The organism is Candidatus Palauibacter sp. (genome assembly GCF_965197445.1).
Lineage (GTDB): Bacteria > Gemmatimonadota > Gemmatimonadetes > Palauibacterales > Palauibacteraceae > Palauibacter.
This window is the reverse complement of record NZ_CBDANE010000005.1, coordinates 1,176,148-1,200,505: the sequence shown is the minus strand read 5'-3', so window position 1 is coordinate 1,200,505 and position 24,358 is coordinate 1,176,148. Positions and strand designations below refer to the sequence as shown.

The window sequence follows — 24,358 nt, the reverse complement described above, 5'->3', positions numbered from 1 at the left end:
CTATAACCTCTCACCAGGACCCTCGTCGGAAGGTCGACAGACTAGTGCGGCTGACCGTCGCCGCACAACAAGAGGAACGTCCCGGGTCCGCGGTTTCTGACAGAATTGCTCCGGAATGCGACGAGGCCACCGAGGGAACCCGGTGGCCTCGTCGTCGGCCCGAAGCCGGCTTCAGACCGTTGAGCTACGTTCCGCGAGACTAGCGGACGACGAGATCCGCGTTTGCCTCACCCCGCGCGGCTGCCAGACTCCGCTGGAGACGCTCCAGAGAGAACGCCGCCCGCTCCAGAGCGGAGTCGAGGCTGCCCGGAACCACCGACGGCGGAATGGGGTTGCCGGCCGAACTCGCCTCCCCACCACCGAACGTGTAGATGTCCCGCTGCAGGACCTCGAGGTCGGCGGCCGGCATAGGCAGCTGCAGCGCCGTCCCCGCCGGCAGGAGGTTGTTACGGCGCCCGTGCCAGTGCTCGAGTCCGCCGAACACATTGAACACGTTCTCGAAGTGCTCCCACCACATCGCGTCCCGCAGGTTGCCGCAGCGGCCCTGCACGTCGTACCGCTTCCGCGGCGTGCACTCGCCCGCCGCGTTCGACGGCACCGCATCCGTGGGGTTGGACGGCGCCGGAGGCAGTCCGGCTTCCATGCGGGTCTTGTTCACGACCTCCGCGGCACCCGCGAAGTTGCCCATCCGGTAGTGCCCTTCGGCGACGTAGGCATCCATCTCCTGCGACGTCATGGACTCCATGGTACCGAACTCACACCGGCTGCAACTCAGCGTGTAGTGTTCGAACCGAGCGTCGCCGTAGTGCGACTGGCGGTACGTGCCGCGCTCCGGCCGGAAGATGATCGTCGCGTTGTACCGCGAGCGCGGGCCGGTGGAGGCGACCGTCGGGCTCACGATTTCCGACAGCAGACCGTTTTCGTTCGCGGCCGGGAACCGCTTGTCGTCACCGAACGTCAGCCGGCGAGCCGTACGCTGTTCCGTCGGTGTCGAAAGCCAATCCTGATACTCGCCGCTCTGATCCGCCATGCCGACCCAGTCCATGTGCATCCGGTGCCAGGTATTGTTCTCCTGCATGAAGATCTTGATGCCGCTCCACCACGGGGTGCCGGAAGATCGGTCCTCGCCAATGACGACGAGGTCACGCATCCCGTTCTGGGCATTGGCCATGATCTGGCTCCAGTTCGCGCCGGCAGCATCGGCGTCCGTGCGCGGCATGTTCGCCGCGCAGCGGGCCTTCCAGCTCACCAGATAGTCGGCCAGCTGGTTGTTGTCCCACGCGTTCCCGTTGATCCACGTATCCGGAAGCGTGAACGAGGCCGCACGAACCGCAGACTCCGCCTCGTCCAGCTTGTTCATTGCGTACGCAAAAACGGCGTTGTAGTCGGCCGTCTCCAGCTCCCCGCTCAGGTCCGTCGTCTCGTCGACGATGAAAGCCTGGTCGTACCACAACGCGAGCAGACAGGACAGCATCCCCTGACTTGCCACCGCGAACGCGCGCGCGCGCGCGTTGCGCTCACCGCCGTCGCCGATCTCCAAACCCTCGTCGATAGCCCGGATCCCGTCCGAAGCCCCCGAAATGCCGCCGTAGGCGTCACCCCAGTTCCCCTCGAATATGTACGAACTGCCGTACGAGGGGGAGTTCGGCAGCGGTTCACGGGGCTCACGACCGAGGTCGTTCATCCCCATGTTGCCCCACGTCGCCGTGTGGCGGCTCGACATGTGGTTGAAGGCGAAGTTCGCGTTGGTCCAGTAATGCCCGATTTCCCAGACCTTGATGTAGGAGCTCGCGATGAGCGTCTCCACATCGTCCGGGCCCGCCAGGGCGCGCACTCGATCCGGCTCGTTCGGGTTGTCGACCTGCAGGTCGCAGCCCGAAAAGCCGACCACAAGCGCCAGCGCGAAAGCAGGCAGTGTCAGCTTCCTTTTCATGATCCCTCCATTAGTTCGATCACGTGCTCCCGATCCGTTCGTCCGGCTCATGGGTTGCCCGCCCCTCGAAAGGGCGGGCAACCCACGGCCGCAGGACGGGTCAGAAAACCAATTCCGCCGAGAAGGTGAACGTCCGGAAGTTGGGATAACCGAAGCTGTCCACCCGGTTTATCGCCTGATTCTGGAGCGATCCCCGGCTGCGACCGACCTCGGGGTCGTACCCGCGGTAGTCGGTGATCGTGATCAGATTGCGGCCGATCACGTTAAAGGTGATCCGGTCGAACACCTGTCCGAACAGAGCTTCCATGGCCCCCTGGGGCAGCGTGTAGCCGAGCGACAGCTCACGGAGCTTGATCCAGTCGCCGTCCTCGCGGAACCATGAGTCGTCGGAGCCGACATTGTAGATCACCGAGGCGTATGCCGTCGGCTTGTTCAACTCCAGCGGCTTGCCGGTCTGGTCCACATCCTCGCCGCGCAACTCGCGAAGCGCCCACTGAGCCGTGTTGTTGTAGATCGAATGGCCGATCGAAGATTCGAGCAGCCCGTTCAGGCTCAGGCCCTTGTACCGGAAGTTCGTCGCGAACGACAGGTTGAAGTCGGGCGTCGTGTTCCCGAACGGCAGGAACTCCTGCAGCCGGCACTTGTCCATGTAGTTCGATGGGTTCTTGGCCACACACGCCGGCGAGTAGTCCTTCACATAGGTCGGGAGACCCCACTTGTAATCCTCTGCACCGTCGGCCGTGTTTACCGAAACCGTCGTGCCCCAGAGCCCCTGGCTGAAGCCGTCGGTGAACGCGGCGCCACCCGTCGGAACGAGCAGACCGTCGTCGTTCACCTGGAAGTTCGAGGAGCACTCGGAGGCCGATATGCCGATCGGCGCGAGTTGCGCGCAACTCGTCGCGAGCACTTCACCCCACATCTCGCCCAGCGGACGACCCTCGGAGACGAAGAAGGTCCCGGCCTGGGTGAAGTCGGGAACGTCCAGACGCGTGATCTCCTGCCGCGTTCGGTCCCAGTTCACGCGGAACTGCAGGCCCATGTCCTGCGTGTCGATCGCCGCATAGCGGAGCGACACCTCGTACGTCTCCGCGGCGATCGCACCAGCGTTCTGCCACTGGTTCGAGAAACCCACGAACGCCGGCTGCGGAACCTGCAGCAGCTGGTCGTCCGTCGTCTGCCACGCGTACGTCAGGTCGAGGCCGATGTTCTCGAAGAACACGAAGTTCATCCCCGCCTCGCGCTCGGTCGTGAACTCCGGCTTCAGGGCCCGGTTGCCGAGGTTGATCGGGAAGATCGCGCCCGCCGAGACGCCGAACGTCTCGTACTGGGCGTAGAAGTTGGGCCGGCCGCCCGCCGTGCCCAGCGAGAAGCGCAGCTTGAACTCGTCGATCCCGTCGATGTTCCAGAAGTCTTCCTGAGACACGCGCCAGGCGGCCGAGCCGCGGTAGTACGTCTGCCACCGCTCGTCCGGCCCGAACAGCGACGAACCGTCGCGACGAACCAGGCCGTCGAGGATGTAGCGGCCCTTGTAGTCGACGCTCGCGATCCCGAACAGCCCCTCCGCCTTGATCGAGCGGACCTGGTTGCTTCCAGTCGTCTCGCCGATGATCGCGCCGAAGTTCGGCACGTCCTGCACCGAGAACCGGCTGCCGAACACGCCGTTCTGCTCGAACTGCTGGTCCTCGATCAGGTAGCGGACCTTACCGCGAACCGTCAGGTCGCCGTCCATGAACGCCTGGCTCGCGCCCAGCGTCACCGACGCGTTGATCGCCTCGTCCGTGAAGTTGCCCTCACGCAGGCGCCCGCCGGTGAACTCACCGGTGCCGCTGGCGCTGGATGTCCGCTCGTTCTTGGGGCGGATTTCGTAGTCACGGAAGTCCGTCCGGTCGAACGACGCGTTGGCCTCCAGTGACAGCCACTCGAACCCCGATGGCGTAAAGTTCAGGTCCACCGAGCCCATCGTCCGCGTTCGATGGTCCCGGCTGTTGTTGGTGGCCAGCAGGTAGAGCGGGTTCGCCTCGATCGACTGCGGGTCCGCGTCGATGTCGGGATACCCGTCGAGGGGGGAAACTCCCGATATGTCGATCGCCGGCGACACGAAGGTCAACCGCGCGAATGCAGAGTTCGTGACCGCCTTGTCATCCTGTGTCGCACGCGAGTAGAACCCGCTCGCGGCAATGTCCAGGTCGCCGAACCGCGTGTCGACGTTCAGTCGCACGTTCTGACGCTCGTAGCCCTCGTCGTCCGGAACGCCGACGTTGAAAGCCGAGAGGCCCTGCGCAACCCGGTCGGCGTTGAGCGTGGCGAGGTTGTCGATGCACGCGGAGCAACTGACCACTCCGCCCTCGCGGAACTGGTCGACGCTGACCCGGAAGCTCGACTCGCCGAACCGGCCCGTGACCGCGCCGTACACGTCCAGCGTCTCGCCCGGGTCGAAGAACGTGTCCATGTGATCGAACAACTCGTTCGGGAACGCCTGGTTCGCGAACGCCGTCTCCACCGTCCCGGTTTCGCCCACCTGGATCTGGTTGTAGAGCTGCGCGGAACCGAAGCCCTTGCGGTTCAGGTCGCGAAAATCGACTTCGTCCCCATTGCTGTCGATGAACTTCGTCCCTGCCGCGTTCATCGTGTAGGGGTGCGAGCGCACCAGACCGATGTCGCCGACCAGCTGGCCGAAGCCGTACTCGCCACGACCGAGGATGTTCAGCGAGTTCGTCTGCAGGCCCGTGCCGCGCTTCGTCGTGATCTGGATCACGCCGTTCTGCGCACGCGAGCCGTACAGCGACGCCGCCGCCGCACCCTTCACGATCTCCACGTGGTCGATGTCCAGCGCACCCACGTCGGAGAGCGTGGCGGCCTCGGACTGGATCACGCCGTCGATCACGATCAGCGGCGACATGGTCCGCCCGGACGTGTTGATCGACGTCGGGCCGCGCAGTGTGATCGACGCCGCCTCGCCGGGCTGTCCGGAACCGGAAATCACCGACACGCCCGCCGCCTTGCCCGCCAGCAGCGACGAGACATCTGCGGCCGGGACCGGGAGGTCCTGAGCCGAAAGCCGCTCCACCGTGAACGGGAGCTTCACCTGCGGCGTCTCGCCGACCACCCCCGTCACTACGATGTCCTGAATCCGGAGCGCCGTCTGCGACATGGCGAAGTCCGCGGTGGCCACCTGGCCCGACGACACGGACACCGTCTGCGACATCTCACGGTAGCCGATCAGCCGTACCGTCACGGTCTGTTCGCCCGCCGGTACCCCTTCCAGCCGGTACGTGCCCTCCGCACCCGACAGCGTACCGACTACCGTACCCGCAACGAACACCTGCGCCCCGGCCACCGGGGCCAGCGTCTCCGAGTCGGTGATCGTCCCCGAAACCGCGCCCTGCGCGATCAGCGGAGCCGCGCCGATAAAGAGCCAGGCGCTCACGGCCGTGGCGGCCAGCGCGCTCGCGCGCTTCCACCTTCCTGACAAGTGAAACAACATGGATCACCCTCCTGTTGCTGGGATCCTCTACGACCCGCGATTCTCCGAGGGTCATATCTCGCCCCGACACGGCCGGGTCAGCACACCGCGTCGAGACCAAACCCTCTACTCTATAGTGTAAACGAAGCGGGGGAGGTCGTCAGCCTCCCCCGATCGTGGATGCTTGTCTCAGCGGACGACGAGATCCTCCCTCGAACGTGACATCTTCTGGTGCGCCCGGAGACGCTCCAGCGAATAGGTAGCTCGCTGCAGCGCGGAATCGAAGCTCCCCGGGACGACCGACGGAGGTGTCGGATCCCCGGCCGCGCCGCCAGCGCTACCGCCGAAGGTGTAGATGTCCCGCTGCAACACCTCGAGGTCGCCGGCCGGCATCGGCAGCTGCAGTGCCGTTCCCGCGGGCAGAATGTCGTTGCGGCGGCCGTGGAAGAACTCCAGCCCGCCGTACACGTTGAACACGTTCTCGAAGTGCTCGAACCACATCGCGTCCCGCAGGTTGCCGCAGCGCCCCTGCACGTCGTAACGCTTCCGCGGCGTGCACTCGCCCGCCCCGTTCGACGGAACCGCATCCGTCGGGTTCGACGGAGCCGGGGGCAGCCCGGCCTGCATGCGCGTGACATTGATGATGTCCGCCGCGCCCGCGAAGTCGCCCATCCGGTAGCGGGCCTCGGCGACGTAGTGATCCATCTCCTGGCTGGTCATCTCCTCCATGTCGCCGGACTCGCAGAAGTTGCAGCTCAGGGTGTAGTGATCGTACCGTGCGTCGCCGTAGTGCGACTGCCGGTAGGTCCCGCGCGAAGCAATGAAGATGATGTTGGCGTTATAGCGGTGGCGCGGGCCGGTGGACGCGGCCGTGGGACTCACGCTCTCCCCGAGCACGCCGTCCTCGTTGACCGCCGGAAACCGCTTGTCGTCCCCGAACGCCATCTTGCGCGCCGTCCGCTTGGACGTCTGGAACGTGAGCCAGTCCTGGTATTCCCCGCTCTGGTCCGCCATGCCGACCCAGTCCATGTGCATCCGGTGCCAGGTGCCGTTCTGCTGCGCCTTGGCCTTGAGGTCGTCGAACCAGGCCGTATCCGAGGAACGGTCCTCGCCGACCACCACGACATCGCGAATGCCGTTCTGCGCGTCCGCGATGATCTGGCTCCAGTTCGCCCCCGCCGCCTCGGCGTCCGTCCGCGGCATGTTCGCCGCGCAGCGCGCCTTCCAGCTCACGAGGTAATCGGCCCACTGGTTGTTGTCCCAGGCATTCCCGTTGATCCACGTCGGCTCGAGCGAGAACGAAGCCGCCCGCGCGGCAGACTCCGCCTCGTTCAGAACGCCCATCGCATGGGCGAACACCGCGTTGTAGTCGACCGTCTCGAGCTCGCCGGTGAGATCCGTCGTCTCGTCGACGATGAAGGCCTGATCGTACCACAGCGCGAGCAGGCAGCTCAGGAGCGCCTGATTGGCGACGGCAAACGCGCGGGCGCGTGCGTTGCGCTCACCGCCATCACCGATTTCCAGGCCTTCGTCGATGGCCCGGATCCCGTCCGACGCCGCCGAGATGCCGCCGTAGGCGTCGCTCCAGTGTTCCGAGAACACGTACGACCAGCGATAGGAGGTCGAGTTCGGCATCGGCTCGCGGGGCTCGCGACCAAGGTCGTTCTGTCCGTTGTTGCCCCACGTCGCCGTGTGACGGCTCGACATATGGTTGAAGGCGAAGTTCGCATTATCCCAGTAGTGCCCCATCGCCCAGACCTGCTGATAGGAACTCGCGATGAGCGATTCCACGTCGTCCGGGCTCGCCAGGGCGCGCGCCCGGTCCGGCTCGTTCGGATTGTTGACCTGCAGGTCGCAGCCCGAAAAGCCGACCACAAGCGCCAGCGCGAAGGCAGGCAGTGTCAGCTTCTTCTTCATGGTCCCTCCATTTTTCGATCACGTTCTCCCGATCCCGTTCGTCCGGCTCGCGCGTCGGCCGCCCTCGCGAAAGGGCGGCCGACCCACGGCCGCAAGACGGGTCAGAAGACCAGTTCCGCCGAGAAAGTGAACGAGCGGAAGTTCGGATACCCGAAGCTGTCGTATCGCTGCAGAGTCGAACTCGCGAGTTCTCCGCCGGTTCGGCCGACTTCCGGATCGTATCCGCGGTAGTCGGTGATCGTCAGCAGGTTGCGGCCGATCACGTTCAGGGTGATCCGGTCGAACATCTGGCCGAACAGGCTTTCCACGGCCGCCTGCGGCAGCGTGTAGCCGACCGACAGCTCGCGGATCTTGATCCAGTCGCCGTCCTCACGGAACCACGCGTTGTCGTTGTTGGACGTGTAGAGCCCCGCGACGTAACCGATGGACTTGTTGAACTCGAGCGGCTTGCCCGTCTGGTCCACGTCCTCGCCGCGGTCATCGCGAAGCGCCCACTGCGCGGTGTTGTTGTAGATCGAATGGCCCATCGACGACTCGACCAGCGCGTTCAGGCTCAGGCTCTTGTACCGGAAGTTCGATCCGAACGACAGGTTGAAGTCCGGCGTCGTGTTCCCGAACGGCAGAACGTCCGTCAACTGGCACTTGTCCATGAAGTTGGACGGGTTCTTCGACACGCAGGCCGGCGAGTAGTCGAGAACCTTGATCGGGACACCCCAGTTGTAGGCCTGCTCGCCGCCGTCCTCCGTGGGCACGGTGCCGTCCGTGCCCCACAGCCTCTGGCTGAACCCCGCGGTGGGCTCGGCGCCACCCGTCCATACGAGCAGCCCGTCGTCGTTGACCCGGAAGTTCGAGGCGCAGTCGGAGGCCGAAACGCCGATCGGCGCGAGTTCCGAGCACGTCGTCGCGAGCACATGGCCCCACATCTCACCCAGTGGACGGCCCTCGGAGACAAAGAATGTCCCCTGCCGATAGGCCGGCACGTCCAGACGCGTGATCTCCTGCCGCGTCCGGTCCCAGTTCACCCGGAACTGCAGGCCCATGTCCTCCGTGTCGATCGGCGCGTAGCGGAGGGATACCTCGTATGACCGCGCCGAGATCTCACCGGCATTCTGCCACTGGCTCGAGAAGCCCACGAACGCCGGCTGCGGAACGCGGAGCAACTGGTCATCCGTCGTCTGCCACGCGTACGTCAGGTCGAGACCGATGTTCTCGAAGAACACGAAGTTCATCCCCGCCTCGCGCTCGGTCGTGAACTCCGGCTTCAGCGCCGTGTTGCCGAGGTTGACCGGGAAGATCGCGCCCCCCGAAATACCGAACGTCTCGTACTGCGCCTGGAAGTTCGGCCGACCGCCCGCCGTGCCCAGCGAGAAGCGCAGCTTGAACTCGTCGATCGCGTCGATGTTCCAGAAATCTTCCTGCGACAGGCGCCACGCGAACGAGCCGCGATAGTACGTCTGCCACCGCTCGTCCGGCCCGAACAGCGACGAACCGTCGCGACGAACCAGGCCGTCGAGGATGTAGCGGCCCTTGTAGTCGACGCTCGCGATCCCGAACAGCCCCTCCGCCTTGATCGAGCGGACAAGATTTCTCCCGGTGGTCGAGCCGATGATCGCGCCGAAGTTCGGCACGTCCTGCACCGAGAACTGGCTGCCGAACACGCCGTTCGACTCGTACTGCTGGTCCTCGATCAGGTAGCGGGCCTTACCGCGCACCGTAAGATCGCCGTCCATGAACGTCTGGCTCGCGCCCAGCGTCACCGACGCGTTGATCGCCTCATCCGTGAAGTTGCCCTCTCGCAGACTGCCGCCGGTCGGGCCTTCCCTCGTCTTCTCGTTCTTCGGGTACAGCTCGTAGTCGTAGAAGTCCGTGCGGTCGAACGACGCGTTCGCTTCGAGCGACAGCCAGTCGACCCCCGAGGGCGAGTAGTTGAGATCCACCGAACCCATGGTCCGCGTCCGACGGTCGCGGCTGTCTACGATCGCCAGCAGGTAGAGAGGGTTGGACGAGATCGACTGCGTGTCCGCGTCGATCAGGGGATACCCGTCCGTCGGATCGATCTGTGTGAGGTCGACCGCCGGCGAGGCGAAGGTCAGCTGGCTGAAGGCACCGTTCTCGAGAGCCTTGTCGTCCTGGGTGGCGCGCGAGTAGAAGCCGCTCGCCGCGATGTCCAGGTCGCCGAACCGCGTGTCCACGTTCAACCGCACGTTCTGCCGCTCGTAACCGTCGTCGTCCGGAAGCCCGACGTCGAAAGCCGTCAGGCCCTGAGCGGCCCGATCCGCGTTCAGCGTGGAGAGGTTGTCGATACACGGTGTGCACCGAACGACGCCACCCTCGATGAACTGATCCATGCTCACCCGGAAGCTCGACTCGCCGAAGCGGCCCGTGACCGCGCCGTATGCGTCGATCGTCTCGCCCGGATCGAAGAACGTGTTCATGTGGTCGAACAGCTCATGGGGGAACGCCTGGTTCGCGAACGCCGTATAGGAATCTCCGGGCTCTTCCGGGTTGATCTGGTTCGCGAGCACGGGGGCGCCGAAACCGGGCCGGCTCAGGTCGGTGAAGGCGACCTCGTTGCCGTCGGAGTCGATGAACTTCGTCCCGGCCGCGTTCATCTTGTAGGGGTGGGAACGCGTCAAACCCACGTCGCCGACAAGCTGGCTCATGCCATATTCGCCGCGGGCGAGGATGTTCAGCGAGTTCGTCTGCAGGCCCGTGCCGCGCTTCGTCGTGATCTCGATCACGCCGTTCTGCGCACGCGAGCCGTACAGCGACGCCGCCGCCGCGCCCTTCACGATCTCTATGTGATCGATGTCCAGCGATCCGATGTCCGAAAGCGAGGCCTGGTCGGACTGGATGACGCCGTCGATCACGATCAGCGGCGACAGTGACCGGCCGGACGTGTTGATCGATGTCGGGCCGCGCAGCATGATCGACGCCTCGGCGCCGGGCTGGCCCGAACCCGAAACCACGGATACGCCGGCCGCCTTCGCCGTCAGCAGCGACGAGACATCGGCGGCCGGAACCGGGAAGTCCTGTGATGACAGCCGCTCCACCGTGAACGGGAGCTTCACCTGCGGCGTCTCGCCGACCACCCCCGTCACCACGATGTCCTGAATCCGGAGCGCCGTCTGCACGACGGCAAAGTCCGCCGCGGCCACCTGGCCCGACGACACGGACACCGTCTGCGACATCTCACGGTAGCCGATCAGGCGCACCGTCACGGTCTGTTCGCCCGCCGGTACGCCTTCCAGCCGGTACGTGCCCTCCGCACCCGACAGCGTACCGACTACCGTACCCGCAACGAACACCTGCGCCCCGGCCACCGGGGCCAGCGTCTCCGAGTCGGTGATCGTCCCCGAAACCGCGCCCTGCGCGATCAGCGGAGCCGCGCCGATAAAGAGCCAGGCGCTCACGGCCGTGGCGGCAAGCACGCTCGCGCGCTTCCACCTTCCTGACGAGTCAAACAGCATGGATCACCCTCCTGTTGCAGTGGGATCCCAATGGCCCGGACACCGCCGGGGGAGCCCCATCTCTGTCGACGCAACCGGGCCGGTCCACCGCGTCGAGACCAAACTCCCTGGATGTAGAACGATCGGGAGCGCGAAATTGCGCCACCCGATCGTTTGGTTGCTAAACGGAGACCTCCCGGCACCGCCACCTGACGGCACCGGAAGATCCCCATGCTCCTTCAAGACATCTTCTACTCAATAAGACCGCCTTGTTGGCTCGAAACCCAGTGCGGTCGGGTACCTAGCGCACGACGAGATCCCGCATCCCCTTCTCAAGCTTCTGGTTCGCCCGGAGGCGCTCCAGTGCGTACGCGACCCGCTCCAAAGCGGAGTCGAGGCTACCCGGAACCACGGACGGCGGAATTGGGTTGCCGGCCGAACTCGCACCGCCACCACCGAACGTGTAGATGTCACGCTGCAACACCTCGAGGTCGGCGGCCGGGATCGGAACCTGCAGCGCAGTGCCCGCCGGCAGGAGGTCGTTACGACGCCCGTGCCAGAATTCGAGCCCGCCGAACACGTTGAACACAGTCTCGAAGTGCTCGAACCACATCGCATCCCGCAGGTTGCCGCAGCGGCCCTGGGTGTCGTACCGCTTCCGCGGCGTGCACTCGCCCGCCCCGTTCGACGGAACCACATCCGTGGGGTTGGACGGCGCCGCAGGCAGTCCGGCCTCCATGCGCGTCCTGTTCACGATCTCCGCAGCACCCGCGAAGTTGCCCATCCGGTAGTGCCCTTCGGCAACGTAGGCATCCATCTCCTGCGACGTCATGTGTTCCATGGCGCCGAAGAAGCAGAAGCTGCAGCTCAGCGTGTAGGCGTCGTACCGCATATCACCGTAGTGAGACTGGCGATACGTACCACGCTCCGGCCGGAAGATGATCGTCGAGTTGTATCGCGATCGCGGGCCGAAGGATGCGGCCGAGGGACTCACGATGTCCGATGTCGCCCCGTTATCGTTCGTCGGCGGGAACCGCTTGTCGTCGCCGAACGTCATCTGACGGGCCGTTCGCTGCTCCGTCGGGGTCGAGACCCAGTCCTGGTACTCGCCGCTCTGGTCGGCCATGCCGACCCAGTCCATATGCATGCGGTGCCAGGTGTCGTTCTCCTGCATAAGGGTCTTGAGGCCGTCGAACCAGGGCGAATCCGACGACGAGTCCTCACCCGTCACCACCACATCGCCAATCCCGTTCTGGGCGTTGGCCATGATCTGGCTCCAGTTGGCACCCGCCGCGTCAGCGTCCGTGCGCGGCATGTTCGCCGCACAGCGAGCTTTCCAGCCGACGAGATAGTCGGCCCACTGGTTGTTGTCCCACGCATTGCCGTTGATCCACGTCTCTTCGAGCGTGAACGAGGCAGCGCGGGACTGCGATTCCGCCGCGTCCAGCTTGCCCATCGCGTAGCTGGCCAAGGCAGTGTAGTCGACCGTGTCCAGTTCGCCGCCCAGGTCGGTCGTCTCGTCAACGATGAACGCCTGGTCGTACCACAGCCCCAGGAGGCACGAGAGAATCGCCTGGTTCCCCGCCGCGAAGGCCAGAGCTCTGGCGTTACGTTCACCGCCATCGCCGATCTCGAGCCCCCCCTCGATGGCACGGATCCCGTCCGAAGCCCCCGAAATGCCGCCGTAGGCGTCGCCCCAGTTCCCCTCGAAGACATACGCCCAGCGGTACGACGGGGTATTCGGCAGCGTTTCGCGGGGCTCACGACCGAGGTCGTTCATCGCCATGTTGCCCCACGTCGCCGTGTGGCGGTTCGCCATGTGGCCGAACGCGAAGTTCGAGTTGTTCCAGTAATGCCCGATCTCCCAGACCTTCAGGAAGGAGCTCGCGATGAGCGTCTCCACATCATCCGGGCCGGCCAGGGCACGCGCGCGGTCCGGCTGGTTCGGGTTCTGGACCTGTAGGTCGCAGCCCGAAAAGCCGACCGACAGCGCCAGCGCAAAAGCCGGTAGTGTCAGCTTCCTATTCATGATCTCTCCGTTGTTCAGTCGGTATCTGCTGATCCCCTTGGCGTGAGCGAGGAGCGGCCCGCCCTCCGGAGAGGGCGGGGCTCGCCACTGCCACAGGCGGGGAAATCAAAATACCAGTTCCGCCGAGAAGGTGAAGGTCCGGAAGTTCGGATAACCGAAGCTGTCCACCCGGTTCAACGCGGCGCTGCCAAGCTGGCCGCCACTCGAGCCGACCTCGGGGTCGTATCCACGGTAGTCGGTGATCGTGAACAGGTTGCGGCCGATCACGTTGAACGTAACCCGGTCGAAGACTCCGCTGAACAGACTTGCGACCATGTCCTGAGGCAGCGTGTACCCCAGGGACAGCTCGCGGAGCTTGATCCAGCTGCCGTCCTCGCGGAACCACGAGTTGTCGGCGTTGACCGAGTAAATGGCCGAGGCGTAGCCGACGGGCTTGTTGTGCTCAAGCGACTTGCCCGTCTGATCCGTGTCCTCGCCACGCAACTCGCGAAGCGACCACTGGGCCGTCCCGTTGTACATCGACTGGCCCTGGGATGTCTCCAACAGGCTGTTCAGGCTGAGTCCCTTGTACCGGAAGTTGGTCGCAAACGACAGGTTGAAGTCCGGTGTGGTGTTCCCGAACGGCAGGAACTCGGACAGCGTGCACTTCTCCATGTAGTCGGAGGGGTTCTTGGTCACACACGCCGGCGAGTAGTCCTGGACCTTGATCGGGAGGCCCCAGTGGTACGTGTTGCTGCCATCCGCCGTGGCGACTTCGACCTGGCTGCCCCAGAGCCCCTGGCTGAAGCCGTCGGTAAACGCGGCGCCACCCGTCGGAACGAGCAGGCCGTCGTCGTTCACCTGGAAGTTCGAGGCGCAGTCGGAGGCCGAAACGCCGATCGGCGCGAGTTGCGCGCAGTCGCTGGCCCACACTTCGCCCCACATCTCGCCCAGCGGACGACCCTCGGAGACGAAGAAGTTGCCGAACGTGTAGTCGGGAACGTCCAGACGCGTGATCTCCTGCTTCGTCTTGTCCCAGTTCACGCGGAACTGAAGGCCCATGTCCTGCGTGTCGATCGCCGCGTAGCGGAGCGACACCTCGTACGTCTCCGCCGCGATCGCACCGGCATTCTGCCACTGGCTCGAGAAGCCCACGAACGCCGGCTGCGGAACCTGCAGCAGCTGGTCGTCCGTCGTCTGCCACGCGTACGTCAGGTCAAGACCGATGTTCTCGAAGAACACGAAGTTCATCCCCGCCTCGCGCTCGGTCGTGAACTCCGGCTTCAGAGCCCGGTTGCCGAGGTTGATCGGGAAGATCGCGCCCGCCGAAACGCCGAACGTCTCGTACTGGGCGAAGAAGTTCGGCCGGCCACCCGCCGTACCCAGCGAGAAGCGCAGCTTGAACTCGTCGATCGCGTCGATGTTCCAGAAGTCTTCCTGGGTGATGCGCCAGGCGACCGAGCCGCGGTAGTACGTCTGCCACCGCTCGTCCGGCCCGAACAGCGAAGATCCGTCGCGACGAACCAGACCGTCGAGGATGTAGCGACCGAGGTAGTCGACGCTCGCGATCCCGAACAGCCCCTCCGCCTTAATCTTCGTGGTCTGGTTGTTTCCGCTGGTCTCGCCGATGATCGCGCCGAAGTTCGGCACGTCCTGCACCGAGAACCGGCTGCCGAACACGCCGTTCGACTCGTACTGCTGGTCCTCGATCAGGTAGCGGGCCTTGGCGCGAACGGTGAGGTCGCCGTCCATGAACGTCTGGCTCCCGCCCAGCGTCACGGAAGCATTCACGGCTTCGTTGGTGGAGTTGAACTCCCGCAGGCTGCCTCCGGTGAAGTTACCGGTGCCGCCGCCACCCTCCGTGCGCTCGTTCTTGGGCCGGATGGCATAGTCGCTGAAGTCCGTCCGGTCGAACGAGGCGTTGGCTTCGAGCGTCAACCAGTCGAGGGCCGACGGGGAGAAGTTGAGGTCCACCGAGCCCATCGTGCGCGTCCGTTCATCCCGGCTGTCGTTGACCGCCAGGAGGTAGAGCGGGTTCGGCTCGATCGACTGAGGATCCGCGTTGATGTCGGGGTATCCATCAGTCGGGTCGATCCCCGTGATGTCGATCGCGGGAGACATGAAGGTGAGCCGCGAGAAAGCGCCGGTGGAGACCGCCCGGTCATCCTGGTCGGAGCGCGAGTAGAAGCCGCTCGCCGCGATGTCGAGATCGCCGAACCGCGTGTCGACGTTCAGGCGCACGTTCTGCCGCTGGTACCCTTCGTCGTGCGGAACGCCAATGTCGAAGGCCGACAGGCCCTGCGCGACACGATCCGCGTTCAGCGTGGCGAGGTTGTCGATGCACACGGAGCAACTGACGACGCCGCCCTCGCGGAACTGGTTCACGCTCACCCGGAAGCTCGACTCACCGAACCGGCCCGTCACGGCACCGTACACGTCCATCGTCTCACCCGGATCGAAGAACGTGTCCATGTGGTCGAACAACTCGGTCGGGAACGCCTGGTTCGCGAACGCCGTCTGCGGCGTGGCCGCTTCGCCCGGCATGATCTGGTTGTAGAGGCGTGCAGAGCCGAAGCCCGGACGGTTCAGGTCGCGAAAATCGACCTCGTTGCCTTCCGAGTCGATGAACTTCGTAGCCGCCGCGTTCATCTCGTACGGGTGCGAGCGCACGAGGCCCACGTCACCGACCAGCTGGCCGAAGCCGTACTCGCCACGACCGAGGATGTTCAGCGAGTTCGTCTGCAGGCCCGTGCCGCGCTTCGTCGTGATCTGGATCACGCCGTTCTGCGCACGCGAGCCGTACAGTGACGCCGCCGCCGCACCCTTCACGATCTCCACGTGGTCGATGTCCAGCGCACCCACGTCGGAGAGCGTGGCGCCGTTGGCCTGGATCACGCCGTCGATCACGATCAGCGGCGACTGGCTCCGCCCGGACGCGTTGATCGACGTCGGGCCGCGCAGGGTGATCGACGAAGCCTGGCCAGGCTGTCCGGAAGCGGAGATCACCGAAACGCCCGCCGCCTTGCCCGCCAGCAGCGAAGATGCGTCGGCCGCCGGGACCGGGAGGTCCTGAGCCGACAGCCGCTCCACCGTGAACGGGAGCTTCACCTGCGGCGTCTCGCCGACTACGCCCGTCACGACGAGGTCCTGAAGTCGCAGCGCCGTCTGCGACATGGCGAAGTCCGCCGTGGCCACCTGGCCCGACGACACCGACACCGTCTGCGACATCTCACGGTAGCCGATCAGCCGTACCGTCACGGTCTGCTCGCCCGCCGGTACCCCTTCCATCCGGTACGTGCCCTCCGCACCCGACAGCGTACCGATTACCGTACCCGCAACGAACACCTGCGCCCCGGCCACCGAGGCCAGCGTCTCCGAGTCGGTGATCGTCCCCGAAACCGCGCCCTGCGCGATCAGCGGAGCCGCGCCGATAAAGAGCCAGGCGCTCACGGATGTGGCGGTTAGCGCGCTCGCGCGCTTCCACCGTCCTGACAAGTGAAGCAACATGGATCACCCTCCTGTGGCAGTGGGATCCTCTACGACCCGCATTCTTCGAGAGCCAAGCCCTCGCCCGACGCGGCCGGGTCAGTACACCACGTCGAGAACCAAAGCGTCAGAGCCTTCAAGTTTCGTGCAATTCCAAACCTTGCTATGCCGTCCCTTTGTACAACGATTGGCCGTACCGTTTCGCGACACCCAACCGTCTCAACGAGATGGGGAGCCCCGTCGCGACCATGAGCCGCGCGCCGCGCCGCGCCGACGCAACACCGCTATCTCCCCGACGAGCGGGACCGAGCAACATGAAACGACGATCCGGGCCATGCAAGACCGCAGGCCGACACACCGTGTCCCGGTAGGTACCCGACCGGTCGCAGGCCCCGCCGCGCCACGGGCTGCTAGGGTCTAATCGAGATCCGCGCGAACTTTCGCTTGCCCCGCTGCACGACGTATTGACCCGCGCCCAGATGAAGGCGGCCGTCTTGGATCACACCCCCATCCACGCGCACGGCGCCCTGCTGAATCAGCCGACCAGCCTCGGATGAAGAAGCGGCCAGCCCGGCATCGCGGAGCATGTGTGCGATCCATATCGCCTCGCGGGCACCCAGAGAGAGGGCGACGGACGGAATCTCCTCGGGCACTTCACCGCGCCGGTGAACCCGATCGAAGGCCTCCCGCGCGCTTCCTGCGGCGGCGGCCCCGTGGTACCGCTCGACGATGTCCCCGGCGAGCCAGCGCTTCACGGCAAGCGGGTCGGTCTCGACCTGGCCTTGCCGTTGGGCCAGATCATCGCCGCTCGCGCTCGACACGAGCACGAGCCATTCGTCGAGCAGGGTATCCGGAATCGACATCACGCGTCCGAACGCCTCGTCCGCCTCCATCGAGATGCCGACATAGTTGTCGTAGCTCTTGGACATCTTGCGGCTTCCGTCGGTGCCCCTCAGCAGCGGCATGACGAGGCAGACCTGGGGTTCCTGCCCGGCGCGTTCCTGAAGCGTCCTGCCCAGCAGCAGATTGAACAACTGGTCGGTGCCGCCCAGTTCGACATCGGCACAGAGGGCGACGGAGTCGTACCCCTGCATCATGGGATAGAGAAACTCCACGAGGCTGATCGGGCGTCTCTCGCGGTGGCGCTCGGCGAAATCGTCGCGCTCGAGCATGCGAGCCACGGTGTACTGCGAGGTGAGCCGGAGGATGTCCTCGAGCTTCAGCTTCGCGAGCCATTCGCTGTTCCGTCGGATCTCGGTCGTTGCCGGGTCGAGAATACGGAACAACTGCTCCTCGTACGTGGCGAGGTTCGACTCGATTTCTTCTTCCGACAACATCGGTCGCGTCTCATCGCGGCCGCTCGGGTCTCCGACCCGGGCCGTGAAGTCTCCCATCACGAAGACCACACGGTGACCGAGTTCCTGGAACGTGCGCAGCTTGTGGATCGACACGCCGTGACCGATGTGAAGATCGGGCCGAGTCGGGTCGAACCCCTGCTTGATGACGAGGGGACGGTCCTCCCTCACGGAACGCTCGAGCTTGGCGATGAGTTCGGTTTCGGGGACGATGTTCTCGGCCCCCTGCCGGATTCGGCGGATCTGTTGGTCTACGGAAGGAAACATCCGCGCACGAGGTTGGTATATTCGCTATCATCGTGGCTCCCGTCGGGAGCGGCGTGAGGGTAGAATCGGCCCCTCGGCGGTTTGACGCGAGGGGGGGCGGAGGTCCGGAGGAGATATTGAGGGGCAGCGGCAAGCGCAGGGTGGGCGGCGGGGTGAGGCGGCGGCGGGGCGGCCGGAAGGCACGGCGCAAGACCGCTGGCCGGGGCAAGACGGGTCGCCGTGTGTGGGCCCGCGGGTCGCTGCGTACCGCGGCGGCGCTTTTCCTGCTCGCTCTCGCGGGTCTCATGGGCGGCGCGGCCTGGCGCGGCTGGACGCACCTCTGCGACGCATGTCCGTCCATCGCGCAGATCTATGCCTTCGAGCCCAAGGAAGCGACCAAGCTCTATGCCGCGGACGGCTCGCTCCTCGCCGAACTCGCCATCGAGCGGCGCACGCCGATCCGGATGGAAGATCTGCCGCGGCACGTGTACAACGCGTTCATCGCGGTCGAAGACAAACGGTTCTGGGGACACGTCGGGGTCGACCTTTGGAGGACGACCAAGGCGTTCGGGGACTTCGTGCTGCAGGGCTACGGGGCGGCCGGCGGCAGCTCCATCACGCAGCAGCTTGCCGGCAACATGTTCCAGGGGTCGGTGGACCGTCGGGACATCACGGTCCGCCGGAAGCTCCGGGAGATGCGCGTCGCGATCGATCTGGAACGCGCGTACACAAAGCGGGAGATCCTCGAAGCGTATCTCAACCAGATCAATTTCGATGGTGTATTCGGCGTGCAGGCGGCGGCTGAGCGCTATTTCGGGAAGACCGCCTCGCAGCTGAACCTGCCCGAGGCGGCGCTTCTCGCCGCGATCCCCCGAAATCCAGCCGGGTACAACCCGATCCGCCGTCCGGAACGCGCCATCGGCCGTCGCAATCTGGTCCTCGAATTGATGGCGGCGCAGGGACTCGTGAGTCGCGAGGACGCCGAAGCGGCGAAGGCGTATCCGCTGGAACTGGCTCGGGGCGCGCGCATCGAGCGGGAGGCGCCCTACTTCGTCGAGTGGGTGAGGCAGCGTCTCTACGACCGGTACGGGACGGACATCTATGAGAAGGGGCTCCGGGTCTACACGACGCTGGATCCGGATCTACAGGCCGTCGCGGATTCGGCGCTGCTCGCACAGCTGGAATGGGTGGACCGTCACCCGGCATTCACGGAGGTCACCTTCGAGGAGGTACGCGCCTGGTCCCCGGACAGTCTCTATCAGGTGAGCCGTGGCGGCGCGGAGATGCCGTACGTGCAGGGGATGTTCATCGCCCTCGACGCGGCGACGGGAGATGTGCGCGCGATGGTGGGCGGACGCGACTTCGGCGACTCGGAGTTCAACCGCGCCACCCAGGCCATCCGGCAACCGGGGTCGGTGTTCAAGCCGTTCGTCTACACGACAGCGATTGCGTCCGGCATTCCGGCTTCCGAGATCATCTACGATCAGCCGTATTACCTCGAGAACGTGGGCGGCGACCCCTACGCTCCCAGCAACTTCGAGAACGACTTCAAGGGTCCGCTGACGCTGCGCCGGGCGCTCGCCCGATCCATCAACGTCGTCGCCGTCAAGCTCGGGCAGCGTGTGGGCGAGGAGTCGTTCGCGCAGATGGCGGAGCGCATGGGGGTCTCCTCGCGGGTGCCACGCGTCCCTTCGGCCGCCATCGGGTCCACGGACCTGCGCCCCATTGAAATCGCCACCGCGTACACCACGTTCGCGAACGTCGGCGTCCGGGTGTCCCCACGATCGATCCTTCGCGTCGAGAGCAAGGACGGCCGCGTCCTGTGGGAGAGCCGGGTGCAGCGGGAGCGCGTGCTCGATCCGGACATCGCCTGGATCGCCCAGTCGATGCTGCGTGACGCGGTGGATCGGGGGACGGGTAGGCTGGCGGTCAGGTCCCGCTATGCGATCCCCTTCACCGTGCCGGTGGCGGGCAAGACGGGCACGACCAACGATGCCACGAACACCTGGTTCGTCGGGTTCACGCCGGATCTCGTGACGACGACCTGGATCGGGTTCGACCGGCCGCGGCGCATCTATCGCGGCGCAACGGGCGGCGGCACCGCAGCACCCGTGGGAGCGGCGGTGCTGGCGCACTACTACGAGACCCATCCGCATCCCGAGGCCTGGGAGCGACCGGAGGGCCTCATCGAACGGACGGTCGACGAGACGACGGGCCTGTTGGCGACGCGGTGGTGTCCCATCGAACTCAGCTATGTCGAGATCTACCTGGAGGGGACGGAGCCGACCGAGACGTGCGACGCCCACGGTCCATGGAGTGTACGGTCCGGCCGACCGGGAGCCGCCCGCCGCTGAACGGTCGGCGGCCGGCGTGGGGCCGCGGCCGCTCGGTCAGGCCACCCGCTCCAGAATCAACCCGCACCTGGCCGGTGGCTCCTCGGAGATCTCGACCGCCGAGTCGAGCCGCTCCGCGGCCGTCGCGGCGCCCGATGCATCAGCCGCGTGAATCGTGACCAGAGTCTCTCCCTCGGAAACCCGATCGCCGGCCACGCGGTGGAACTCGAATCCGACTGTCGGATCCACGGCATCCTCGATCCGCTGCCGACCCGCTCCGAGTTCGACCGACGCGAGCCCCACGCGGCCGGCGTGGATATCGAGCCAGCCGGACCCGGGAGCCCCGAACGGCGCCCGCACCGGCGCGGACGGGAGACGATCCGGGTCATCGGCCACGCGGGGGTCGCCGCCCTGTGCTTCGATCAGCCGAGCGAACCTCCCGAGCGCGGCCCCGCTCTCGAGCATCGCTGCGAGTCTGGTCCGCGCATCCTGCACATCAGTCGCCCGGTCGACGGAGACGAGCAGTTCGGCACCCAGCGCCAAGGTGACTTCGCGGAGGTCGGTGGGGCCTCCGCCCCTCAGCGTCTCGATCGCCTCGCGCACCTCGAGCGCGTTCCCGACCATGCACCCCAGAGGCGCGTCCATCGCGGTCAGGAGGGCGGTGGCCCGCACCCCTTCCGCGGCGGCAAGGTCGACCATCGTCCGGGCCAGACCCCGCGCCCGGGTCTCATCGGTCATGAAAGCTCCCCGTCCACACTTCACATCGAGCACAAGTGCTCCGATGCCCTCCGCTACCTTCTTGGACACGATGGACGCCGCGATGAGCGGGGGAGAGGGAACGGTCCCGGTCACATCCCGCAGGGCATACAGCCGACCGTCGAGCGGCGCGATCTCCTTCGTCTGCCCGATCATCGCGCAGCCGACGCGGTCGAGGATCTCCCGGAACCGGTCCAGGTCGACGGAAACCTCGAATCCCGGGATGGCTTCGAGCTTGTCCAGCGTCCCTCCGGTGTGACCGAGGCCGCGGCCGGACATCATCGGGACGCGGAGTCCGGCCTCGGCGAGGAGCGGCGCGAGGACGAGCGACACCTTGTCCCCGACCCCGCCCGTGGAGTGCTTGTCGACCACGGGGCCGCCGACTTCATCGAATTGAAGCCGTGTCCCCGAGTCGATGATTGCTCTGGTCAGCGTCGCGAGCTCATCGGGATCCAGTCCGCGAATGAACGCTGCCATGAGGAAAGCCGACATCTGATAGTCCGCGAGGCCTCCCTCCATGTACGCGTGCAGGAGGGCCTCCAGTTCGTCGGGCGCGAGGTGACCGCCGTCCCGTTTTTTTTCGATGATTCCGGTCAAAAGCATGGGCTGTCCCCGGTCGTTGATTCGCCGGGCGCCAACCTTGTCCCGCCCCGACCCCTTGTCTAGCTTTTCGGCGATGAGTGCCTCCACACGGCTTCCCTCCGTACGTCTCCCGAGGTCCGCGCTGTCGATCCTTTCCCGCCGCTGCACGAGTCTGGGAGCCTCGGGCATCGACGCGTTGTACGAGGCCGGCCATCGAGCCGGGGCTGACGTGCTCGAGACCCTGGGGCCCTCGCCAGCAGCCCTGCCGTCACCAGAGTTCTGGTCCCGGCTCGATGCGGAAATCCGACAGGCGGGGCTCGGTTCGCTGTCGTACCGGCCGGTCTGCCGGCGCTCGGGGGCCGTGGCGTGGCGCGGTTCGGCGGAGGCAGTCGAGCCGCCGACGACCGGGCGGGGCTGCCATTTCGCAGCCGGCCTGCTGCGGGGCGTACTGAGCCATGCGGCGGGTCGTCCGGTGGACGTGACGGAAGTCCGGTGCGGCAGCGATGATCAGCCCTGCTGGTTCCTGTTCGGCTCCGCCGAGACGGTCCGTGAAGTCCGGGCGGACATCGGCGCGTTGGTAGACGAGGGTGTTGCCGGAATCGGTGCTGCCGGCCCGCCTTCGACCGAGAGCCTCGAACGCTGAGGACGTACGGACGCCGCCTGATGGCGCTGGACTACGGGCGGCGCCGAATCGGGGTCGCGGTCACGGATCCGACCCGGACGATCGCGACGCCTCGCGGTGTCATCGAACGACCGAAGCGAGGCGCTCCGGCTTCCGCGCTTCCGCGGACGCTGACCGCGCTCGTGGCGGAAATCGGCCCGGCGGCGATCCTTATCGGTATCCCGTTCGCGATGGATGGGACTGCGGGCACCATGGCAGAGGAGGTACGGGCCTTCGCGCGGGCGCTGGAAGAAGCCACCGGGGTACGTACGATCGAGTGGGACGAGCGCCTATCCACCGCACGAGCGGAACGAGAGATACTGGCCATGGATCTGCCGCAAGCGAAGCGACGCCAGAAGGGACGGACGGACGAGATGGCGGCCGCACTCATGCTGTCGGCGTACCTGCGGGGTGTCGCGGCCGGGGACGCCGTTGGTGAGAGGCCATGAACCGCCAGCGACCGAAGGTACGTGCCGGCCGTCTGGTCGCCGCCGTTCTCGCCGCCGCGGCGCCCGTGGCCTACGGCTTCTTCTCCACCGAGCTCCGGGGCCGAAGCACGCCGGATGGATCGGTCGTCGAGATTCGCGTTCCGGAAGGGACCAGCTCCGGTGGCGTCGCCCGAGTGCTGGAGGAGGCCGGACTGATCTCCCACCCCGGGGTCTTCGATGCCTACGTCCGCGTTCGAGGGGATTCGCGCACCCTGAAGGCCGGGCGGTACGAGATTCCGCGCGGCGCGTCGTACGGATATCTGCTCGAAACGCTTCGAAGTGGTGCCGTGGCGACCACGCCGCTCACGATTCCGGAGGGTCTCGGAGTCGCCGAAATCGCGGAACGGCTCGCCGCCTACACCGGCGATTCGGTGGCGGCGGTTCGGGCGTTTCTGGCTGATCCCGCACGTGTCTCCGAGCTGGACGTGCCGGGCCCCACGCTGGAGGGCTACCTGTTCCCCGAGACGTACCGCTTCGCCGACGGTGTCGGCTTTCCGGTGATCGTTACCGCGCTGGTTGGGCGCTATCACGCATTCTGGGGAGATGAGGAGCGGGCCGAGGCCGCCGCACTCGGTCTCGACGAGCGAGAGGTCGTCACGCTGGCCAGCATCGTCGAGAAAGAAGTCCGGCGGGGCGCCGAGCGTCCCGTGGTCGCCGGTGTGTACTGGAATCGACTTCAGCTGGGGATGTTGCTCCAGGCCGATCCCACCGTGCACTACGCGCTGGGCGAGCCGCGGTCTCGCCTGCTCTACCGGGACATCGATGCCGTCGCGGAGCACCCGTACAACACCTATACACAGCCCGGGCTGCCGCCCGGTCCCATAGCCTCACCGGGCGCCGCATCGCTCCGCGCCGCCCTGAACCCGGCGGACCACGACTACATCTTCTTCGTGGCGCGGGCCGATGGCTCCCACGAGTTCACGCGTACGCTGCGGGAACACAACGCCGCCATAAGCCGCATACGCCTCGCCCGCGACGCGGCGGCGGACCGCTGAGCCGTTCCCCGGAACTACGGCGGACCGTTGCGTGGCGTCTGATGGTGCTCACGCAGCCCCGGCCCGGCTGCGGCCGAGCGCTCGAACCGGTCGTCGCCGAGTGTGTCGCGGCCGGTGCCGACGCGATTCAGCTCCGTGACAAGACGGCGGACAGCCGAGCGCTCGTCGCCACCGTCGCCCGCCTCCGCGCGATCACCGAACCGGCGGGGGCGGTGCTGATCGTGAATGATCGCCTCGACGTCGCCCTCGCGGCCGGCGCAGACGGCGTCCATCTGGGTCCGGACGATCTGCCCCTGGCGGCAGCGCGCGACATCGCTCCCCCACCTTTCCTCATCGGGTATTCCGCGGATGACCCCGACGACGCTCGCCGCGCCGCCGCGGACGGCGCCGATTATCTCGGTGTGGGGGCTGTGTTCGGGACTCGATCCAAGCCGGGCCTCGCCGACGAAGCGATCGGACCCGGCCAGGTGCGAGCCGTGCGCGAAGCCAGCCGCCTCCCCTGCCTCGGAATCGGCGGCATCACGCCCGGAAACGCCGCGAGCGTCTTCGCGACCGGCGCCGGCGTCGCCGTCCTCTCCGCCGTCATGGCCGCCCCCGACCCCTCCACTGTCGTGCAGCAACTCCTCCGCTCCGCCCGATAGCCAGCGCCCCCCCGCAGCCCGGCCATGATGCAAGAAACGCCTCGC

The 24,358-nt window shown here is 66.2% G+C and carries 13 protein-coding genes; 5 read left to right on the top strand and 8 right to left on the bottom strand.

Translation table 11 applies throughout. The annotated features are described in order from the left end of the window. Window positions 1-199: 199 nt before the first annotated feature. From ACN9M6_RS12590 to tyrS, 7 genes are all read right to left on the bottom strand, one after another. Complete coding sequence (locus ACN9M6_RS12590) at window positions 200-1,933, bottom strand: hypothetical protein (protein WP_419163247.1); 1,734 nt, start codon at window positions 1,931-1,933, stop codon at window positions 200-202. Window positions 1,934-2,033: 100 nt separating this feature from the next. Then, window positions 2,034-5,417: a SusC/RagA family TonB-linked outer membrane protein gene (locus tag ACN9M6_RS12585; RefSeq protein ID WP_419163246.1), complete on the bottom strand. Its 3,384-nt coding sequence runs from the start codon at window positions 5,415-5,417 to the stop codon at window positions 2,034-2,036. A gap of 168 nt (window positions 5,418-5,585) precedes the next feature. Continuing rightward, a complete protein-coding gene (locus ACN9M6_RS12580) occupies window positions 5,586-7,313 on the bottom strand; it encodes a hypothetical protein (protein WP_419163245.1) in 1,728 nt (575 codons plus the stop codon). A 101-nt stretch (window positions 7,314-7,414) separates the two neighbouring features. Next, the gene (locus tag ACN9M6_RS12575) at window positions 7,415-10,783 is read right to left on the bottom strand and encodes a SusC/RagA family TonB-linked outer membrane protein (RefSeq protein WP_419163244.1); all 3,369 of its coding nucleotides are present in this window, start codon (window positions 10,781-10,783) and stop codon (window positions 7,415-7,417) included. A gap of 280 nt (window positions 10,784-11,063) precedes the next feature. Continuing rightward, on the bottom strand, window positions 11,064-12,791 hold the full coding sequence (locus ACN9M6_RS12570) for a hypothetical protein (protein ID WP_419163243.1): 1,728 nt from the start codon (window positions 12,789-12,791) through the stop codon (window positions 11,064-11,066). A 105-nt stretch (window positions 12,792-12,896) separates the two neighbouring features. Further along, complete coding sequence (locus tag ACN9M6_RS12565) at window positions 12,897-16,220, bottom strand: SusC/RagA family TonB-linked outer membrane protein (RefSeq protein ID WP_419163242.1); 3,324 nt, start codon at window positions 16,218-16,220, stop codon at window positions 12,897-12,899. A 446-nt stretch (window positions 16,221-16,666) separates the two neighbouring features. Next, window positions 16,667-17,878, bottom strand: a complete 1,212-nt coding sequence (gene tyrS / locus ACN9M6_RS12560; RefSeq protein ID WP_419163241.1) for a tyrosine--tRNA ligase — start codon at window positions 17,876-17,878, stop codon at window positions 16,667-16,669. Window positions 17,879-17,994: 116 nt separating this feature from the next. Between tyrS and ACN9M6_RS12555 the strand changes: the two genes are divergently transcribed. Beyond that, entirely contained in the window at window positions 17,995-20,211 is a 2,217-nt protein-coding gene (locus ACN9M6_RS12555) for a penicillin-binding protein 1A (RefSeq protein WP_419163240.1), read from the top strand. A 36-nt stretch (window positions 20,212-20,247) separates the two neighbouring features. Here the strand turns inward: ACN9M6_RS12555 and ACN9M6_RS12550 are convergent, their stop codons facing one another. Then, complete coding sequence (locus ACN9M6_RS12550) at window positions 20,248-21,549, bottom strand: thymidine phosphorylase (protein ID WP_419163239.1); 1,302 nt, start codon at window positions 21,547-21,549, stop codon at window positions 20,248-20,250. A 73-nt stretch (window positions 21,550-21,622) separates the two neighbouring features. On the opposite strand from ACN9M6_RS12550, the gene ACN9M6_RS12545 reads away from it, so the two are divergent. Genes ACN9M6_RS12545 through thiE form a run of 4 tightly spaced genes read left to right on the top strand, consistent with a single transcriptional unit; the run spans window position 21,623 to window position 24,313 of the window. Then, window positions 21,623-22,171 carry a V4R domain-containing protein gene (locus tag ACN9M6_RS12545; RefSeq protein WP_419163238.1) on the top strand — a complete coding sequence of 183 codons (549 nt, stop codon included), beginning with the start codon at window positions 21,623-21,625 and terminating at the stop codon, window positions 22,169-22,171. A gap of 20 nt (window positions 22,172-22,191) precedes the next feature. Continuing rightward, on the top strand, window positions 22,192-22,638 hold the full coding sequence (gene ruvX / locus ACN9M6_RS12540) for a Holliday junction resolvase RuvX (RefSeq protein ID WP_419163237.1): 447 nt from the start codon (window positions 22,192-22,194) through the stop codon (window positions 22,636-22,638). Continuing rightward, the gene (gene mltG / locus ACN9M6_RS12535) at window positions 22,635-23,672 is read left to right on the top strand and encodes an endolytic transglycosylase MltG (protein ID WP_419163236.1); all 1,038 of its coding nucleotides are present in this window, start codon (window positions 22,635-22,637) and stop codon (window positions 23,670-23,672) included. Before ruvX ends, mltG begins: the two co-directional genes overlap by 4 nt. 41 nt (window positions 23,673-23,713) lie before the next feature. Continuing rightward, window positions 23,714-24,313 (top strand): thiamine phosphate synthase, encoded by a 600-nt coding sequence (gene thiE, locus ACN9M6_RS12530; protein WP_419163235.1) that lies wholly within the window; start codon window positions 23,714-23,716, stop codon window positions 24,311-24,313. The last annotated feature ends 45 nt before the right edge of the window (window positions 24,314-24,358 follow it).

Coding starts and splice junctions, on each gene's coding strand:
- ACN9M6_RS12590 (WP_419163247.1), bottom strand. CDS start 1,933: ATGAAAAGGAAGCTGACACTGCCTGCTTTCGCGCTGGCGCTTGTGGTC.
- ACN9M6_RS12585 (WP_419163246.1), bottom strand. CDS start 5,417: ATGTTGTTTCACTTGTCAGGAAGGTGGAAGCGCGCGAGCGCGCTGGCC.
- ACN9M6_RS12580 (WP_419163245.1), bottom strand. CDS start 7,313: ATGAAGAAGAAGCTGACACTGCCTGCCTTCGCGCTGGCGCTTGTGGTC.
- ACN9M6_RS12575 (WP_419163244.1), bottom strand. CDS start 10,783: ATGCTGTTTGACTCGTCAGGAAGGTGGAAGCGCGCGAGCGTGCTTGCC.
- ACN9M6_RS12570 (WP_419163243.1), bottom strand. CDS start 12,791: ATGAATAGGAAGCTGACACTACCGGCTTTTGCGCTGGCGCTGTCGGTC.
- tyrS (WP_419163241.1), bottom strand. CDS start 17,878: ATGTTTCCTTCCGTAGACCAACAGATCCGCCGAATCCGGCAGGGGGCC.
- ACN9M6_RS12550 (WP_419163239.1), bottom strand. CDS start 21,549: ATGCTTTTGACCGGAATCATCGAAAAAAAACGGGACGGCGGTCACCTC.
- ACN9M6_RS12545 (WP_419163238.1), top strand. CDS start 21,623: ATGAGTGCCTCCACACGGCTTCCCTCCGTACGTCTCCCGAGGTCCGCG.
- ruvX (WP_419163237.1), top strand. CDS start 22,192: ATGGCGCTGGACTACGGGCGGCGCCGAATCGGGGTCGCGGTCACGGAT.
- mltG (WP_419163236.1), top strand. CDS start 22,635: ATGAACCGCCAGCGACCGAAGGTACGTGCCGGCCGTCTGGTCGCCGCC.
- thiE (WP_419163235.1), top strand. CDS start 23,714: ATGGTGCTCACGCAGCCCCGGCCCGGCTGCGGCCGAGCGCTCGAACCG.